The 18,665-nt window shown below is 42.8% G+C and carries 8 protein-coding genes; 4 read left to right on the top strand and 4 right to left on the bottom strand.

The features are described 5' to 3' along the window. Positions 1-125 precede the first annotated feature (125 nt). Positions 126-2,696 carry an endo-acting ulvan lysase-like protein gene (locus AC27KT_RS17730; protein ID WP_487132172.1) on the bottom strand — a complete coding sequence of 857 codons (2,571 nt, stop codon included), beginning with the start codon at positions 2,694-2,696 and terminating at the stop codon, positions 126-128. 116 nt (positions 2,697-2,812) lie between these two features. After that, entirely contained in the window at positions 2,813-6,103 is a 3,291-nt protein-coding gene (locus AC27KT_RS17725; RefSeq protein WP_487132170.1) for a glycosyl hydrolase, read from the bottom strand. Between the two features lie 155 nt (positions 6,104-6,258). Here AC27KT_RS17725 and AC27KT_RS17720 point away from each other — a divergent pair, with 155 nt between their 5' ends. From AC27KT_RS17720 to AC27KT_RS17710, 3 genes are all read left to right on the top strand, one after another. After that, a complete protein-coding gene (locus tag AC27KT_RS17720) occupies positions 6,259-8,826 on the top strand; it encodes a heparin lyase I family protein (RefSeq protein WP_487132168.1) in 2,568 nt (855 codons plus the stop codon). Between the two features lie 52 nt (positions 8,827-8,878). After that, on the top strand, positions 8,879-11,986 hold the full coding sequence (locus tag AC27KT_RS17715) for a glycoside hydrolase family 2 TIM barrel-domain containing protein (protein ID WP_487132167.1): 3,108 nt from the start codon (positions 8,879-8,881) through the stop codon (positions 11,984-11,986). Positions 11,987-12,188: 202 nt separating this feature from the next. Further along, positions 12,189-13,646 (top strand): sulfatase, encoded by a 1,458-nt coding sequence (locus AC27KT_RS17710; protein ID WP_487132165.1) that lies wholly within the window; start codon positions 12,189-12,191, stop codon positions 13,644-13,646. 138 nt (positions 13,647-13,784) lie between these two features. Here AC27KT_RS17710 and AC27KT_RS17705 read toward each other — a convergent pair whose 3' ends face one another. Further along, on the bottom strand, positions 13,785-15,248 hold the full coding sequence (locus tag AC27KT_RS17705; RefSeq protein WP_487132163.1) for a tetratricopeptide repeat protein: 1,464 nt from the start codon (positions 15,246-15,248) through the stop codon (positions 13,785-13,787). Positions 15,249-15,327: 79 nt separating this feature from the next. Further along, positions 15,328-16,839: a BNR-4 repeat-containing protein gene (locus tag AC27KT_RS17700; protein ID WP_456252798.1), complete on the bottom strand. Its 1,512-nt coding sequence runs from the start codon at positions 16,837-16,839 to the stop codon at positions 15,328-15,330. A 259-nt stretch (positions 16,840-17,098) separates the two neighbouring features. Here AC27KT_RS17700 and AC27KT_RS17695 point away from each other — a divergent pair, with 259 nt between their 5' ends. Further along, complete coding sequence (locus tag AC27KT_RS17695; protein WP_456252759.1) at positions 17,099-18,580, top strand: BNR-4 repeat-containing protein; 1,482 nt, start codon at positions 17,099-17,101, stop codon at positions 18,578-18,580. Positions 18,581-18,665: the final 85 nt, after the last annotated feature.

The raw sequence follows: 18,665 nt of genomic DNA, 5'->3' as shown, positions 1-18,665 counted from the left end.
TTTACCCTGATAATGAACGCAATGAAGCTCCGAAAGAAAGCGGGTCAGCACCGCTTTGCACCCACGATTTAGACAGTATCCGAACCGCCCTCATGGAAGAAAGGCCTTCCATGAATACCCCTCCGCTAAAACCTTTTAAATATAACTTGATTTTTGTCTGTTTTTAGCGAGATATCTTGGTAACGCAAAGAGTGACCTTTGCCAATATAAGCATTCAATAATTCGCCTGCTGAGTTCACAGTAATCACAGCAAAGCGACCAGTAAAATGTATATCCAGCGCTAAGTTTTTATAGACATCATCGTCTTGGTTTTGCACAAGCACGTACTGATGGAGATTTTCACCGTTCACATTGAGCGTCACTTTCAATCCCTTAAACACCTTATCATCCATAAGGCGCTCCACCTTTCGGACCACTCCTTGTTGCCGATCATCCTGAGTATATGATTCATATACAACTGCAAAAGGATTTGACCATGCTTCGCCTTGTCGACGCAGTAAGAATGTGGGTAATGGTTTCTTATTGTATGGCTTAGCAGCAGCGCTAGATGGCGGCGCATTGACCTGAGTAAACTGAATGTTTGAATCTTGGGGAATAAATGCCTCCATGATGATTGGATGCGGCTCAAGTTCATTAGCAGTAAAAGTAACCTGAAAGTTCTGGTTACTTACCTTACCGCTTTGCACATCCTTGAAAAAGTGCCAACCGGGATGCTGGTAAGCCTTATGTTTTTCCCACTTTATTTTGTCAGAGTCTTGATATCTTTCTGGTTCTGCCGCCAACTCTACTTTTTTACCATTACTTACCACATCCATGGCATCGCCAATGTTGTGATACACATAATCGTGAAACTCTTCTGACGCTTCTGATTTGGCTCTAAATATATCAACGTAATACCCTTGTTTGTCGTTAACTCGGATGAGCGCCATTGTTCGTTGATGCTGAGCCGGGGCAACGAGGTTAAACTCGTCATAGAATTCAGTGGTAGCAAAAGAGTGGTTGGGTGAAACGCCTTGCATATTAATGGCGGGTTCCATTGCAATTGTTTTTACTTGGTCAATACCCATGTTAATCCACCCCCCATGGCTTCCTGAAGCACCGTTACTAATCACGGTATTATGGGCTGCAAACAGACGATAGTAGTTTTCATGAATGTCTGTGCGATAGGTGCCTTTGCCACCATCAATGCCTAAAACGTAACCGTGACCGTATAACTCCATATCCATGCCTGAAGCGTGGCCGTGGATGTAGCTACCACCTCCGACCCATGTCATAAGACTGTTTTTCTCTGGATCTATTTGGCTTCGGTTGCGTTGAATAGTTAGGCCAGCATGAGGCAGCTGACTACTACGAGGACGCAGAGGCTTTTTTACTGTTGACTTGTCTGTAGCTAGCAGCTCTAACTCCTGTAAATCAAGCGACCAGAGCAGTGTTAATGGTAAAATATAGGGGCTTGGGTAATAGTCCCGTTCTGGCAATTTGCCTCTCTCATACTCACCATTTTGAATACTTGCCCTCAACACACCAGAAAATTGGGCTATCTGCTCTTGATTGTCGTTGAGTTTAGCCAATTGCAATGCCATTTCATATGCTTGAAAATCTACATCCATAAAGCGGTTTGTGTCGCCAAAATAAGGATAGCCATCATTAGGAAACTGTAAGTTGTACATCGCAGTTAATGACTGAGGGATGTTACTGTAGAGAGAACCAACTTTGTAGTGAGGGTACTTACGGTCAATTAAAGTCATCAGGTACACGCTTAAAGAAGTTACGTGTTTAGAATAGCTAATGGATTCAGGCCAAATATCTCCGGGTTCTTTAAACATCTCGGCAATCATCTTCAAAGAAGCTTGATGCTGTGTGTTTTTATCTAAATAGTAAGGTAGTAGTTCGGCAACCTTTTGTGGGTCATCGTGTGCATGTACGTTATGTAACAAGCTCGACGACTCTAATACAGGCCAGTTTGACTCAAGTAACCCACGGTTAAGTGCAAGATAAACATAGGTTTCAAACACTTTTTGTGCTGCGGAAAAATCAAAATCAACCAACTGATTAGATGCGACATCTAACACTTGCCCGCCATTTTTTAGAAACGGATACACGAAGTCATAGATTATAGGTAATTGCGCGCCTACCAGTCTGGCCTCCAGTAAATGATCGTCCTGATACATCCAACCGCTGTTCATGAACCCATTTTCATTCACCGGTATCTGCGTAAGTGCATTCACAAAGACGGTAAGAATGTCAGCTGCGCATGTTGCGTACTTAGTCTTCTGAGTTAAGTAAAAAAGCACCGAGCAATCAACTGCATTTTGAATGCCTTTAAGCATCTTCTCTTGTGGCTCTCTGGGATAACCCCACCTAAGCTGATCGTCGCTTTGATTACCCAAACCTTTTGTGTATGTGACTAGGGTTGGTGCCTGTTTGGCTTTTGAGCTTTGTGGCCATACTAAGGGTAAGGCTAAAAGTTTTTCTCGCCTTTCTTCAAATGTGAGCGACGTTGCTGCATCAGCACGGCTTTGTAAACTACGAAAAAGCTTTTCTGCCCATTCGTTGCGCTCAATTTTGTTTAATATCGTTTGTCTTTCGGATGGTGTAACCCAAATAGAAGGGCGCACAGCATGCTGAGCGCTAACTTCGCCGATGCAGGTTACAACTACAAGTAGGCATACTGCCCATTTTATCGTTGATTTCATCTAGGATACTCTTCTATAAATACTTGCTGTTTTAGTACAAAAATTAAAAATCGTTTCCACAATGGCGTTCAGATTAAACTGCATTTACCACGTAACAAGCCAATGCACGACTGGCTTTAGTGAATTTTTTCATCAAACGTTTTTTTCATCTTTAGAAGCCTTACAGGCCCAATCAAGCCAGATGGTTGCAGCGTTTTCGGTTGTTTAACAAAGAAATTGAATCCAGTGAAAGTGACACGCTGACTTTGAGGTGGAGGTCTATTTTCAATCAGCCAAGGCACAGTATCGCCAGTCATCGAATAACCGCTGGTGTCTGGGTATGCTTCATCCCCAATTAGTCGGTTTACCCACGTGTTTGTCACCGAAATTTTAAGCGTATTTTCACCGGGCTTTAACGCACTTTGAATATTTAGAACAAAAGGAGGCTTCCACAAGGTTTCGAATTCTTGACCATTCACTGTAACCTCTGCAATTTGTTGTACGTTTCCCAAATCCAGATATGCTGGCCCCGCTTTTACTAATCGATCGCTGTCTAATTGAAAAGTAGTTTGATATTGGACAGTACCGGAATAATACTTAATGCCTTCGATGTCACTATCAGTCCAATCTATAAGCTCATCAAACGTAACCTCGCCTGGCCCTGCCCATGCTTTATCAAATTTGACAAGCCATGGTCTGCTGAATGTGTAAATAGTCTCATGCTCACTCTTTCGTACGTAAATATCATCGACCTTAGAACTATGATTGCCTTTATATATTGGGCTTTCATCATCACGTCGAATAAAAATAAACCTAGATGCAAATGGCTCTAAAGAAAGCTTAGTTGTGAGTCGAGAGTTGTTTATTTGGAAGTCTTTAATTCTCTCTATGGTGCCATCATCCACATTCCATATTTCCGGCGTCCCCTTTCCCTCACGTAGACTTATTTCGACATGTTTGAATTCAGGGTCGTCATTGTAGAAATAATAAAGATCGTTTGGCCCAATGCGTCTGTGCGCAAAAAACTGTGCTGGTTCGCCATTAATTTCCATATCAGCCTCCATCTCCAACACGTCGATTGATTCGTCTAACGAATAGCTACTAACGACCCCTTTTTTGTAGCGATTTAATCGAGGTGCATTATTCTCTTCATCGCCCCATAGCGACTTTACAATCTGGTCAAACTCATTTTGGTACGCCCACTCACTGTAACCAATAACATGCTTGGGCCTGTTGCCAATAACAGTTGCGCCTGCAGCGACTAGCTCTTCAATGCGCTGCAACGTTTTAAAGTGTAAATACTCAGTTTTGTACAAATGTAACGCTTTGTAGCTGGTGCCCTCGGGAAGCACCAACATCCCATCTTTTACACATACGCGGTTAAGTAAAACATCTGTGTTGGTGTAATCGTAGCCGTAGCCATTGGGCACAGAAGTGTTGTTGGCGTTACCCACTCTGAGAGGCGCCACATCCCCCAAATGCACAAGGAAGTCTGCCTCTGGTACGCCTTGTTGAAGTAAATAAGAGCCTCTGGCTAAATATTTGAACCACGCTTTGCCACCATTATTCCACCATGTTTGCGTTCTATCGATATGAGAACCGATAGAATCCATCGTCATGCCAGGTTTTATATGGTTATTCGGTTGATGGGCAAATCGATGAAACATGGTTTCGTTGATGCCCCGCACCCACATTTCGTCACCGTAATGCTTGTAGAAGTAAGGATGTCCATACCAATTTACCGTATTGATGGATGTGAAGGACTCAGCTGAAACCACTTTTTTACCATAAATATGCGCTGACGAAATGGCAGCCATAATGCGACCGTTGTACTCTTTCTCGCGTACCCAGAATTCACCCATCAAGCGGTCTGCTTTTCCACCTGCAGCGAGTTCGTCAAAGGGCCCCCATCCGTAAGGCTCAATATAGGATTCAAGCCCATATTCGTTTGCTAAACGGGTAAATTCACCGAAGTAGTTTTCTACCATTAGGTCTGACTGATGCTGTCTAAATTCTTGTAAAACGGCTCCCGTATGTTCAGGCGACTCAATAACCCGGCCAGTCATAAGAGGTAACCACGGGATAAAATCATAGCCAAACTTTTGTTGAAAACTTTGTGCTATATCATCAGTCCAGTTTTGTCCACCCACTTCGTAGCTATCAATCTCGACCGTCTTAAGTGATTTGATACCGGCGTCTTTGGCTCCTTCCATCACTTTTCCAACAAATTGTTCAAAGTGAAAACGCAAGGCTTCGGCATCAAATTTATCGACTTCTAAACCTTCTCCTTCCACCGTAGCCGGCACATTAAAAGCACCCGTACTGGTGTATCCAAAACGTAAAAGTTGCCAGTCACCGTCAGACACATTTACACCTTCCGGCGGCAGTTCTCCTCTATTCAATACAACAATGTCATCACGCCTAATCAAGGCATCAGGCGCTATACTCGGTGCTAAGCTTAACTTTCCTCGTTCCATAGAGTTCATTGAAAGCCAGTTATCCATACGCGGCGTTGACCACAAGTCGAAACGCTTGATGGCAATAGGTTTATCAAATACAACGCGAAAATACTTGGCATTAAAACCATCATTCTTATCAGTAACCAATTGTGGACTGAAAGCCCACATTCTGGCGCCAGTTCTTGGTCTACGCAGTTTGTCTACAACGCGGCGAAAGTTCTCTCCATCATCCGATACCCAGAGAGAAGCATCGCCATGTCGATTTGGGGTCTCTATCTGCAGGCTTCTGAGTGTAGATGGCTTGTCCACCTCTACCTGTACCCAATAGACGTCATCTTCATTTTTTGAAAAGGTCAGTTCAGTATCCCAATCGCTATCTTTTAAAACACTAGCATCGAGAGTTTTGTCAGAAGTAGTGATCTTGGCGTTTTTAAAACGATTGTCTGATACATAATTATCTCTGGGTATGGCAATGACAGCGACATCACGATAAAGCTGCTCTGCATATCCGGGCTGAGGGGGGACTAAGACTTGCTTACCACTTACACTTAGCTCTGACCACGTCAACCGTTTCATTGACTGTTCTGGCGTTACCCATGGACCACCGCTCGACGTCCACCCGTCGGAATTGTGAATACCAAACTCAATACCTTGTTTATCTGCTTGCTCGGCGGCATGAAGTAAGTGTTCATAAAATTCGTCAGTATCAAATCTAATAGGGCCGCGGGAAGAATATGGCCAGTTACGTCTATGGACATGAAAGAAGATTGCCCCTCCAATGCCTGCATCTCGCATAGCTTTGAAGTCCTCGGTAAACCCTTCTTTGCTCATATTGCCGTTCATCGCATGCATCCAAGTTTTCGGAAGATAGGATGGCTCAGGCGACGCGAACTCCGACTCTAAAATAGACTGCGCCAGCGTTTTCAATGGGGTGACGATAAACACAACTGCTATAAAAAAAAATAACACAACGACATTTTTTAACACAAAAACAAATTGATTTTGATTCATGGTGACTAATTTTGCTACATTGTGATTACATGTGATTGAATGTAACTCAACATCGCTGTCTTTGAAACAGAAGAATAGGGCAACGGTGACGACTCTCATTGAGATAAAATAAAATGAAAATTAAGAAGAAGGCCACGATAGTTAGATTAAAAAGTGCTGGTTTATTCAAAACCGCCGCTTTCGGGTTGGCAATAAGCTTTTTAACTGCGGCTTGCGCCCCAACAGAGACCCCCAAAGAAACGATTTCGGAAAATGACTTCTACACTCAAAGAGCTGCTCTCATTGCCAAGTACTCTAAAACCGACGACGTTTTTTCAGCCTTAAGAGCACAAATAGCGCCTTCGGATCCTGCAAGCCACCAGTACTGGCAATGGCGCGTTGATCAATACCTCTATGGACAGTATCCGGAATATCAACAAATTTATGACGGGTTCAAAGAGGGAAAGAAATTCGAAAATATTTATCCTCTTGTAAAAGAAGACCTAGGGCCCAAAAAAACTCTTCCTGATGCTCTACCAAAGCTACCAAAAGGTCACTTTACTGAAAATTTGCCTGGAAACCCTCATCGCGGATGGCAATACCTTGATGGGGATACGCTATATATCACCTATCAAGGGAAGTTAACTGACCCATACGTCGCCAGCTATAATCTTGTAACCCAAGAATGGAAAGGACCTTTCAAAGTCGCCGAAAGTACCTTATCAAAAGGCGATAGAAAGATTGATAGTCACGGCAGGCCAATCATAGAAATGGATACGCAAGGCTACCTACACATAGTCTATGGCGGGCATGGTGGAGAACGTGAGGATGGACTAAATCCGCTTTCAATAGACACGCCTCACGCTGGCGGTAGAATGCTGCATGTTGTATCTAAAAAACCTTATGACATTAGCGAGTTCAAATACGTAGATGATATTACGCCTTTTGCGTCATACACTAAAAGCTATAAGATGGGCAATGGCGATATCTACTTATTTACGCGGGCTGGAACTCATAAGTCCCCATGGGTCTATTATAAGATGCCTGCCGGAACTAAACGTTTTGAGAAGCCTGTTATTATTACCTGGCCAACGCCTCAATCAGACGAGCCCATTAATGTTGATACGTTTTACATCAACCCGCTTAAAATCTCAGATACCGAGATAGCCATTAGCTTTCTTTGGCACGAATGTAACTTCTTAGAAATTCACGATAAAGAAACCTATGCCCGTATCAACGCCTATTACATGCGTTTAGATACAACCAGTGGGCTTTTCTATAACGCTCAAGGTGAAAACATTGACCTTCCGGTCACAATTAATGTGGCGAACGACAAGATGCTGGCTTTCAATTCAACAGATAAAGAGGAAACGCCATTTGGTACTTCTCCAGTCATTTTAAAAAGTGGTCAGCCAGCAGTAGCTTATGAGGCTCGCACTAAGGCTTACCGCGAGTGGCGAATGGCAGCCTTTAACAACGGTCAATGGCAACATAGTTTACCTATGCCAGGTACGGTAAACAGAACGCTAAAAGATGAAGAAAACAAGTCAATTTCTAATATTCTCGATTTGGTAGTTTTAGGCACGCCATCAGGTAAACACACCGCTGTTACTGTGTATCGCGACGCAAATGGCACAACCTATTTTTCCACAGTGGAAAGTTCAAACGGTACTGACTGGAAAGTCGTCAATGCCCATTTGGCACTTGATAATACGCGTATACAGATGGAAGCAATCAAAGATGATGCTGGACTAAATATAGGTGTTATTTTAAATATTAAAAAAGGGGCAGCCCAACGCTTATACCTTTGGCATGATGGTGAGTTTCAGCGACCGGGTCAGCTCGCTTCGACTGGTGTCGACGGCGCAACTGACGCAACATTGTTTCATGAATCGTTTGAAAATGGAGGCTGGAATGCGGCCTCTCCTCGCGGTTTTACACCTGGCCTAGACAACTCGCTCGCGAAAAATTTCATGTTTAACCAACTACAAACTGACTCCGCGTTTTCGCTAGAACAAAGTATTGTTCGCAGCGGTGACTACTCAGCAAAATTGTATTGGAAGCATAAAACGCCAGCTTCTTATAATGGAGACCCTCAAAAAATCGATAACGTAGATAGAAAAGCGATGTTTCATGGCTTTAAAACCAGCAAAGTTTTAGGCGCTGAAGCATGGTACGGCTTTAGTTTCTATTTTCCTAGCGAAGGCACGCGCAATGAACCGAACGATTGGTTGTTTTTTCAGATTCACGGTAGCGCCGACAAACGATTAAAAGAGCATTCCCGAAACCCACCTTTTTCCTTGACGCTCACTCCAGAGGGCATGCGAGGGGCTTGGAAATGGGACCCTCACGAACTAAGCCCTAGCCGACATGGTGATGGAACTGCTCATTTTGAAGTACCGGGTAACAAACAAGATTATCTAGACCGTTGGGTCGACTTCGTTCTTCACGCCAAAGTTGACTACACACAAGTTAGCACCGGTTTTCTAGAGCTTTGGGTTGATGGCAAAAAGGTATTAGATAAACAAAACATTCGATTTGGCTATAACGATGACAAAGGCATTTATCCATCGTGGGGAATGTATTTTAACGGTGATTTGAGCGGAATGCAGAGCGATCATTATTTATACCTAGATGAGATTCGGATGACTGATTCAACTGACGCCACTTATGAGGATGTAGCGCCTCGGCTATCTAAGTAAGCATTTCAGGTAACAATATAATTTTCATATAGCTTAAAAAAGGGCCATAACAATGACGCGCAATGTTTTAAATAATAACCGCCTGACGCGCTTTTTGCTTTTGGCCTTGTCTTTGTTTAGCGTACTACTAGCAGCCAACGTATATGCAACAAACGCAACAAGACAGATTATAAGCTTTAATGAAGACTGGCTGTTTACGCTTGATGACAATGAAATCTATAAACATGAAAACTTCAATGATAGTGGTTGGAAAAAGTTAGACGTTCCTCATGACTATATATTTGAAGAGGGCGTAAATAAGACCGGTTCCCAAGGACAATCAGGTGGCTATCACGGAGGAGGGATAGCTTGGTATAGAAAGCATTTCACCTATGATGCAAGCTGGCAGGATAAACACATCTGGATTCAGTTTGACGGCGTGTATATGAACAGTGAGGTGTGGATTAACGGACATTACCTCGGAAAAAGACCGTATGGCTACATTAGTTTTCAATATGAGTTAAGCAAGTACTTAAATCAGGGAGACAATGTTATTAGCTTGCGAGTTGATAACGAACTGCAACCATCAGCCAGATGGTATCACCCAGGCGGTATCTATGCACCAGTCAAACTAGCTATCCTCAACCCCGTCCATATTAAACATAACTCGTTGTTTATCCATACTCCCCACGTCGGCCAAGAAACAGAGGTCGCCGTTAGCTTTGAATTAAGTCACAATACCCAGAATATTTCTGGGTATGAGCTTCATTACGCTGTTTACGATCAAGATAATGAAAAGATATTAACGCACCTCACCTCGCTTGAAAAAGTTAACAAAGTCGAGAATGAAAAGACGGAGTATGCCCTATCTTTCAACTTGTCCGGAGCTAAACGCTGGAAGCCGCATAATGCTTATTTGTATAGGTTATCGCTAACTCTTTTAGATAACGGAAACGTCATTGACTCTCAAATAGCAAAATTTGGCGTTCGAGATATCGAATGGAAAACAGATAAGGGCTTTTGGATAAACGGCGAAAATATCAATATTAAAGGCGTTGCCGAACATTATGAAGGTGGCCCTGTTGGAGGCGCTTGGACGAAACCGCTTCTACGATGGAAACTAAACCTTCTAAAAGAAATGGGCGTTAACGCCATTCGTACTGGGCATAATCCCTACCCCACCATGTTTTATGAGCTGTGTGACGAGCTAGGTATAATGGTGATGGATGAAGTATTTGACGGATGGAAGCAAAAAGCACGTCACGACTACGGCCGATATCATTTCGATGAGTGGTGGGAGAGAGACTTAACCGAGTGGGTTACACGCAATAGAAATCACCCTTCAATCATTATTTACAGTGTAGGTAATGAGACTCACGGTGACATTGTTACTGAGCTTGCTGCTGCTGTGAAAAAACATGACCCAACTCGACTTGTTACCTCTGGTTCTACCAATAAAGAGGGACTCGACGTAATAGGTATTAACGGAGGGTCAGAAAACATGAGCTTCTTCGAACGACGGTTTGATCGCCCTTTCGTATCAACGGAAGCCCCTCACACGTGGCAAACTCGTGGATACTATCGTACCCAAACATGGTGGCGGGACGGTCCTAAGGGAGACACGTTCGAGTTACCTGATATCACAGAGAAGGAAATTTTCTTTTACGATTGGAAAGATCCCAAAGAGTGGTCGAATCAAAAACAGCATCTTAACTCGTCTTACGATAACGCAACAGTTCGGATTAATGCGCGTAAAAACTGGGAGCTTGCACGTGACTTGCCTCACCACGCGGGGCACTTTCGTTGGACCGGCTTCGACTACCATGGAGAAGCTGGGTTAGCACACGGAGGTTGGCCTTACATTGCTTTTATGGGTGGCGCACTGGATTTGGCAGGCTTTAAGAAAGACCTTTTCCACTTTTATCGAAGCCAATGGCTAGATGAACCTTCACTTCATATTCTCCCAAGTTGGACACATCCAACGATGGAGGAAGGTACATTGGTGCCAGTATGGGTTTATTCTAATCTCGATGAAGTCGAGCTATTTCTAAATGGTAAATCCCTTGGCCGTGATAAACCGGGAAAACAAGCCGATGAGATGCAAGCAGAATGGTTCGTACCTTGGACGCCGGGTTTAATACGCGCAGTGGGTTATATGAACGGTAAAAAGGTCTTAGAGAAAGAAATTAAAACCGCTGGCTCACCTGTTGGCCTAAGACACAGCATCGACACCTATACCGCTGAGGATGGTTTCAATACTGCGAAAGTAATCACTACTGAAACCGTAGATAAGGATAACAACTTTTACCCCTATGGGAGTCATAAGACCTATTGTCACTTTAGTGAAGGATTAAAAGTAAAAGCACTTGAAAACGGCTCTCCTTACGAACACACCAATCGTGTTAAATCTAATTACAGACATTTATTTATGGGAAAAAACCGCGCGTTTGTTGAAGTTGCTTATCCTGATGCTCGCGAATTTGTCACTATAGCTGCTATCGTGGGTGACGAAGCGTTAAGGCTCTCGAACAAGGTGGCTATTGATGTTCAAACCATTGCTATCACTGACACCGCAAATATCGCGTCCCAAGAAATTCAAGTTCGCTATAGCGTGAACACCCCCAATGAAGAAGAAATGAAACCTTACCTTACCCCTTTCGCAGTTAACGATGGTGACACAGTATACGCGAATGTGGTTATCAATGGCCGACTTGCCTTTCAAATGAAGCAACAATTCGGACAGGGTGTGGGCCTTTTCTGGGGCGATGAAAACTCAGCCGATATGTGGATAGGTCGCGGCTTATCATTACAGGGCGAAGATGCTGAATACGGCCAAGGCGCCGCAGCAGTGCGCGGCGCTCATGGGGTTCACGGAGGGGCTTATGGAACATTTAATGACGAAGAAGGCACAATGTATTGGTACCACGAGAACGACGGTGCTGAGGGCGTATACACTGCTGTTTTCCGTTACACGCACAACGACGAGAGCTCACAACGGCCTATTGCTATCTATGTAAATGATAAGAAAGCGGCTATGGTCGAATTTGAGCCTACCGGGAGTTGGGACAGTAAGTGGGACGAACAAGCAGTAAGCTTCACGCTAGTAAAAGGTGCCAACCATATAGAATTTAGAACCGTTGGTGAAAGTGGCCCTAATATTGACCAGTTTACCCTTGAGTAAACGTGTTCCAGTACGATTACAAACTATTCTGGTGGTGTATGACCTTCAACATGGTGCCCCAAATTTATTACCACTTATACATTGGTGGGAGCATAAGGCATAAGGTTTCACTAACTGATAGAGCAATATATTCGCTATAAAACACCGTTTTCAAAATTTTTGAAAGTTTTAAACATATAAGTAGAAAAAGTGAGTAACCTCAATGCAATTAAGAAATTTATTAGTAACTTTCACTTTAATCTCGATGGCTGTTTGGAGCAGCGGCGCTGAACCATCAAACGCTGCCATGAATACACAATATGCCAAACCTAATATCATTATGATTGTGGTCGACGATCTGGGCTGGTCTGACGTAGGGTACAACCAAACGTCAAATTACTTTGAAACCCCGAATGTCGACACATTAGCGCAGCAAGGTGTAGTTTTTGACCAAGCCTATGCCGGCGCCGCTAACTGTGCGCCGAGTCGTGCGGTATTAATGTCAGGTCAGTATGGGCCACGTCACGGTGTTTATACCGTCTCCCCATCTACCCGCGGCGATGCAAAAACACGTAAGTTAATTCCAATAAAAAACAAACGTGGTATAAGCACAGATGTTATTACGATCGCAGAATCACTAAAAACTGTTGGCTACACAACGGGTTCTTTTGGCAAGTGGCACTTAGGCCCCGACCCTGATGAACAAGGTTTTGATGTTAATGTTGCTGGTAGTCACCAAGGTATGACCTTCAATTATTTTAGTCCTTATGACTTACCTAACATTAAAGATGGCCCCAAAGGCGAGTATTTGACCGAGCGTTTAACAAACGAAGTGATTGAATGGGTTAAATCAAGCAAAGACCAGCCATTTTTTGCCTATATTCCTTATTATACTGTCCACACTCCCTATCAAGCCGTTGTTGATAAGGTAGACAAGTATCGTAAAAAGGGAATTAATGACGCAAAACAAGCGACTTACGCTGCTATGGTTGAGCATATGGATGAGAATGTCGGCCGAATTCTTAACACGTTATCATCTGAGGGCTTAGCCGATAGCACCTTGGTTATTTTCACATCTGACAACGGTGGTTATCGTATGTCGTCTTTTCCTTCGCCGCTTCGTGGCGGTAAAGGTTCTTATTATGACGGTGGTATACGCGTACCGCTTATAGTGAGTTGGCCAGGAAAAATTAAACCAGGCCTTGATCATACACCTGTAATTAATGCCGACTTTTATCCCACTTTGGTTAACTTAGCGAAAGCGGAATTACCAAATCAAGTCTTGGACGGTGTTGATTTAAGTAGGTACTTATTAGGCAAAGGTAACATTGCAGAACGCGATTTGTTTTGGCACTTTCCAGTGTATCTTCAAGCACACCATGCATCTACTGACCAAGGTCAAGACCCGTTATTTAGAACACGTCCAGGAAGTGCCATAAGAAGTGGCGACTGGAAGCTAATCCAATACTTCGAAAACAACGAGTTTGAACTGTATAACTTGGAAAATGATTTAGCAGAGAAGAATAATTTAGCGAACAGGAATCCGCAGAAGCTTGCAGAATTAAAAGCAAAACTCAAAGCATGGCAACAGCAAACGGATGCAGATATTCCCACCAAACTCAACCCTGAATATGATCCTGTACTAAATCAGCAGCTAATTAACAAAGTGTTGGTTAACTAGCAGTCTGATTTATCAGCGGTCATTAAAAAATTGTTTCGATGAACGAGTGGATATTTTCATGGAATAGATTCTCGGGAATGTCGAAAAGGCCCTCTCTACTCAGAAGGGCCTAGCCGATCATCACTCACCTTACTTCAGTTAAAAGTCTGTTACCGTGATATTGCCTTGTAGCATTTTGGCTAGCAAAGCCTGCCATTCGGAAGTGTCCCAGTTGGTGCGCATTCCCATTGAGATAGCTTTTTCTAACAGCTCAACTGATTTTTTGAAGTCACGCTGTGGGCGCAGTCTATAAGAGATAGAAAGCAAATATTGATATTCTGGATTTAGGTTTTGAGAACTTGAAATAGCGTCCAAATACTGTATCGCGCCAGTAACATCTATTAACGTTTTGTTTTTTGTTGTCAGCTTTATCTTTGCTACATGGAGGGCTGCTGCTTCATCCCCCTTCTGTGCAGCTGATTCAAACCAAAACAGCGCTTTTTTCTCGTCATTAATTACCCAAGGACTGGAAAGTAAAAGTTTACCCAAACGATATTCTGCTCGAGAAAGACCATATTTACTCGCTTGAGCTATCCACTTTATTGCTTCAGCTATGTCTTTTTGCTTAATGTACAACTGTAAGCCATATTCATACATAGCTCCTGGATGCCCTTTTTCGGCAAGCTGCTTAAGCAATTTTTCAGCTCCGTTGCCTTCACTCTCCATCCAAGGAAAAATGATCATCGCCATAGCATATTCGTAAAGTGACTCAAGTGTTGGTTCTTTTTTTGCGGCGCGTAAGACACGGCGCGTCTCTTTGTATAATTGAGGCAGGTTATCGTTGAGATAAAATTGATCATTAACCGCCGCTCCTAAATATGCTCGATGGACAAACTCAGTCGACTCACCACCTAGTTTAGGCTGTCCTAGCGGGAATAGCTTATAAGCGTCGAGAAAACGTCTCGTATTTCCAGACTTTTGAATTTCGCGAACGAACCGCACAGAGCCGTCGCAAGCCACATCGTTTTCTACCACCAAGAAGCCGGGATTACTAACAACAATTGCTGTATCTAATGAGACATCATCGTCCAAATCGTCAAGCCCACTACCGGAATTTTGAAAATCATCATCGAAGTTTTGAAACTCGACCAATTCTTCAAAATACACTTTTTGCGTTAACGCATTCTCTCCATCGAAAGCTACTTTCTTATCAATGTTATTTTGATTCAGCTCTGGTAAAAACTGGTGCTGATAGTTTTGATGAACAACTCGCTGTTCCTTTATGGCGTTATCCAGCAGAGAAAGCTCCTGTTCATCTAACGATGAGCGCATTTGCTCAATAATACTTTGAGCATTGTAGTAGCGTTGCTCGGCCGCCAACGATAAGTAGATCATCGACGATACCGTACTTGGCTCTATCCCAAGTCCTTTTAGGTACATTACACCAAGTTGATATTGAGCATGTGCATTGCCCAATTTAGCGCCTTCTTCATACAATGGTAAAGCAGCGGTGTAGTTTTGCCTTTTGAATTCAGTATTGGCTTTTAACACATCAACAGCATAACAATTGAAGCTCAAAACGCCCGCTAATAAAGCGGTAGAATACTTTTTTAGGCAGAACATAGTGACTCTCCGTTATTGAAACGCTCACAACACTACTCAATACAGGGTAAAGCTATTACACATTACATTGGCTGTAAACTTACCCAGACACACCCAAATCAATGACTTGTAGATGAAGCGGTAGGGCGTTACCTGCGCCTTTCTCCATCAAATAGTAGTAGGCTTTGCCGTTTTCAATGTGAATAGTGCCATGGTCAAATTTAACGCCCGTATTTTGCTGGTAAACTACCTCAAAATCGTTCGTCCCCCCCTTCGCTTTTTCAACGAACGGATAACCATTTTTAAGGCCGATTATGAAAATACTATCGCCCGACGTATAAATTGAATCTGCACCGGTGAAATCAGTCGTAACTGTAAAGCTCTCTGCGTTGGCTGGTTTAAAGGCGTGTATCGACACCTCTTTGTAATCACTTCGCTTTGTATCTGTAGAGCGAACGTGAGTGATAAAATGGAGGTCATCATTCTCAGTCACCGTCCAATCAAATCCCGTTACAATGTGGACAGAATTCGACTCTTGATGATCGATATAATCGCCAGGCTCGAAGATTTTTATTTCATCAGAGTTAACTAGGGGCCAGGTCATGTCCTCGCCATCTACATTTTTCCATTCACCTAAACCATCAGGATGATCAGAGTACGCATAGTAAACACCATTCTGGTACTTATAGCGGTCATTATTATTCGCACTGCGTTGTTGAAACCCTACACGTAACTTACCGTTTATATACTTCATCTGACCATATAAACCCCAGTTGTACGCATTTCCATGAGTTTGTTGGTCTTTATGATTGAAAGGTGTAAAGCGAGTCCACACTTGTTTTTCAGCGTCGTACTTATTGAAATAATAAGCACCATTGTTGTTGCCGCCCCATCGCATGTAATGCAGGAGTTCGCCCTCTTTACTCTTATAAAATTTTGGATAAGTCAGTGCAGAAAAGTTTTGCTTGTCTTCCAAGTTACCTGTCATGGTCAAATGTTTATAGTCATCGGCGCCCTGACTAACTATGCTGGTATCTTTGACAAACTGCGCTAATGTGAATTCCTCATCCGGTACGTCCGCAGCACCAGTCAATGAATAAGAATAACGGAAGAAATCGTCTACAAACCGCCCCTTAAATCTGCCGTTTTCATCATCATCAACATAGGCGTGCATATCGTACACCATATGAATAGTGCCATTTTTCGGGCTCACGGCTAAACCTATGGTGTTATGTGACTCCCCTACTAACGGATTTCCTCGAAACCCTGTGTGTCGATGGGGAAACTGAACAGTTTTTACAACGCCCGTTTTAGTGTTAAACCTAGAAAGCATAACATTGCGTTCTTCTTTTCCGCCCTTGTACCACGTCATGAAAACATAGTGCTTATAAGGTTTGACCGCATCGCCATGAGCCGAAATATTTCTTCCAAAAAAGTAATCGTACTCGGGTCCTGTTGAAGGGTTTTCGAAGGTTTTGTGATTGAGCTTTTTACCATCAAAATGAAGCGCGCCATTTGTTATTTTTGTACTGCTCTCTAGAAATACCCCACTTGCTTTGTTTGCGCTTGAAGATACACCTACAGTATCGCTCGATTCACAGGCTGTTAACATTGAAAGCACGGCCAAAACTTTAACAGGTAAGCTAATTTGCAGCGCTAGACCACGCATTTTTAGTTTTAATTTCATTTGATTTACTCGCTAAACACTTACAAGCAGTGTACATTTAATTAAAACCACTTTCACTCATTAATAACCATTTTCAGTCATATCAGCATCAGTGTAGGCATAAGGGGAAAGACTGGAAATTAATCATATAACGTAAAGTCATTAAGCTTAGAACAAATATAAGTTTTATAGAGGGGGCCGGAAATTGCTATTACATCGTGCGAAAAAACAAAAAAATTTAGGTATTTACGTTAAGAGCAACCTTGCACTACTATTTCTTATTTGTTTTCTATCATTCAGTATTATTACCTACGCTTCTGTCGAGTTAGATACTGAATTGCTCATCACTGACAACGCACTTTTTTTTAGTGGTAATAAGGTCAAAGGCTCTCATACAGCCAATAATCCTGAAGGTTATGATTATATTTTCGGCAATGCATTATCTCCTCACGGTGACTGTATTAAGGTATATAAGCACTTTGTATTTATGACGTGGTACCAAGGAGGCAAAAACAATCGACATGTAATGCTTTCTAGGTTTAACACCAAAACTGGCGTTGTTAAAACTATTCAGTTTCCTCACCAGCATACAGGGTTCAAAGGCAAATGGTGGTTGGGTGAAACACACAATACGATTGCGGTGGGTATCAGCCCAATAAACGATACCATTCACTTGCTATACGACATGCATCGCAATGGCAGAGTAGAAGCGTTTTCTGAAGACTATCTGCGATACTCTTATTCTCTAGAGGGCGCAGCCACAGTGCCAGACGACAAATTTACTTTGGAACAATTTGTCAATTCAAGCGCGGGCCACTACAAGCATTTAGCTTTCGATGGAATTAGTGAGATCGATACGACGAAACTCCTCACCTACCCGGCTTTTTTCACTGGAGAGGATGGAAATTTGTTTATGAAAATGCGCTACGGTTTTTCAGCGAATGGAAAAATGCTTTTTGCACGGTATGACGGTAAAAAATGGCATGGGTATTATGATTTCAATAGTGTTTTAGCTTCAGAACATGGAAGCGAGCATAACTGGGGGCTTTATGGCGATTTCAAATTCACAGGCGGTAAGTTTCGCATAGCGTTTCAACGACGTTCTAAAAACACTTCAGATAAATACCTATATCAAAACGGTATTTACTACGCTTATTCTGACGACCCGCACGGCGTCTCGGATTGGAAAAATGCGTACGCTGAACCAATTGAAATTCCATTAGCTATTTCTGAGCACATCCAAATTGAAGAGCCTGGAGACTGGGCTAAAACACATAAAAAGAACCAAGTATCTATTGTTCACGGGTTTGACTTCACAGTGACAAACAGTGGCGATGAGCACTTCATAAGTAAAGTAGTAGACCTTGAATTCAATGAAGAGAAAAACCTGCACACATTCCGTAAATTCGGTCAAAAAAGCTTTACTACCGTTCAGGTACCGTTTGGTGGGCAACTGTTTAGTAACGGGGATGATGTTTATCTTACTGGGTTGAAAAATGGCCATGTGGCTATCGCAAAGGCTGAGGATACCTCAGAAACTTTCACTACTATCTACGAGCACAAGCAAGGTCCGGCATTCGATAAGGCCGTGGTCTTTATTAAAGACAATAAGGCCTACTACTTTCTGAAAGACGCGGAAGGTACAGGCGATGCGCGTAGTTTATATTTACAAGTATTTTCGTTGTAATAACGCTGGGTAATTACGTTTCAAAGTTCACCGCGCAGTGGTGTTATGAACAGAAAACCAGACTCTTTTGAGGCGAAAAGTAACA

This window comes from Alteromonas sp. 5NW40-0090 (genome assembly GCF_057552975.1).
The sequence above is the reverse complement of the archived record's forward strand: the minus strand, read 5'-3'. Positions and strand labels throughout refer to the sequence as shown.

Coding starts and splice junctions, on each gene's coding strand:
- AC27KT_RS17710 (WP_487132165.1), top strand. CDS start 12,189: ATGCAATTAAGAAATTTATTAGTAACTTTCACTTTAATCTCGATGGCT.
- AC27KT_RS17720 (WP_487132168.1), top strand. CDS start 6,259: ATGAAAATTAAGAAGAAGGCCACGATAGTTAGATTAAAAAGTGCTGGT.
- AC27KT_RS17715 (WP_487132167.1), top strand. CDS start 8,879: ATGACGCGCAATGTTTTAAATAATAACCGCCTGACGCGCTTTTTGCTT.
- AC27KT_RS17700 (WP_456252798.1), bottom strand. CDS start 16,839: ATGTTAACAGCCTGTGAATCGAGCGATACTGTAGGTGTATCTTCAAGC.
- AC27KT_RS17730 (WP_487132172.1), bottom strand. CDS start 2,696: ATGAAATCAACGATAAAATGGGCAGTATGCCTACTTGTAGTTGTAACC.
- AC27KT_RS17705 (WP_487132163.1), bottom strand. CDS start 15,248: ATGTTCTGCCTAAAAAAGTATTCTACCGCTTTATTAGCGGGCGTTTTG.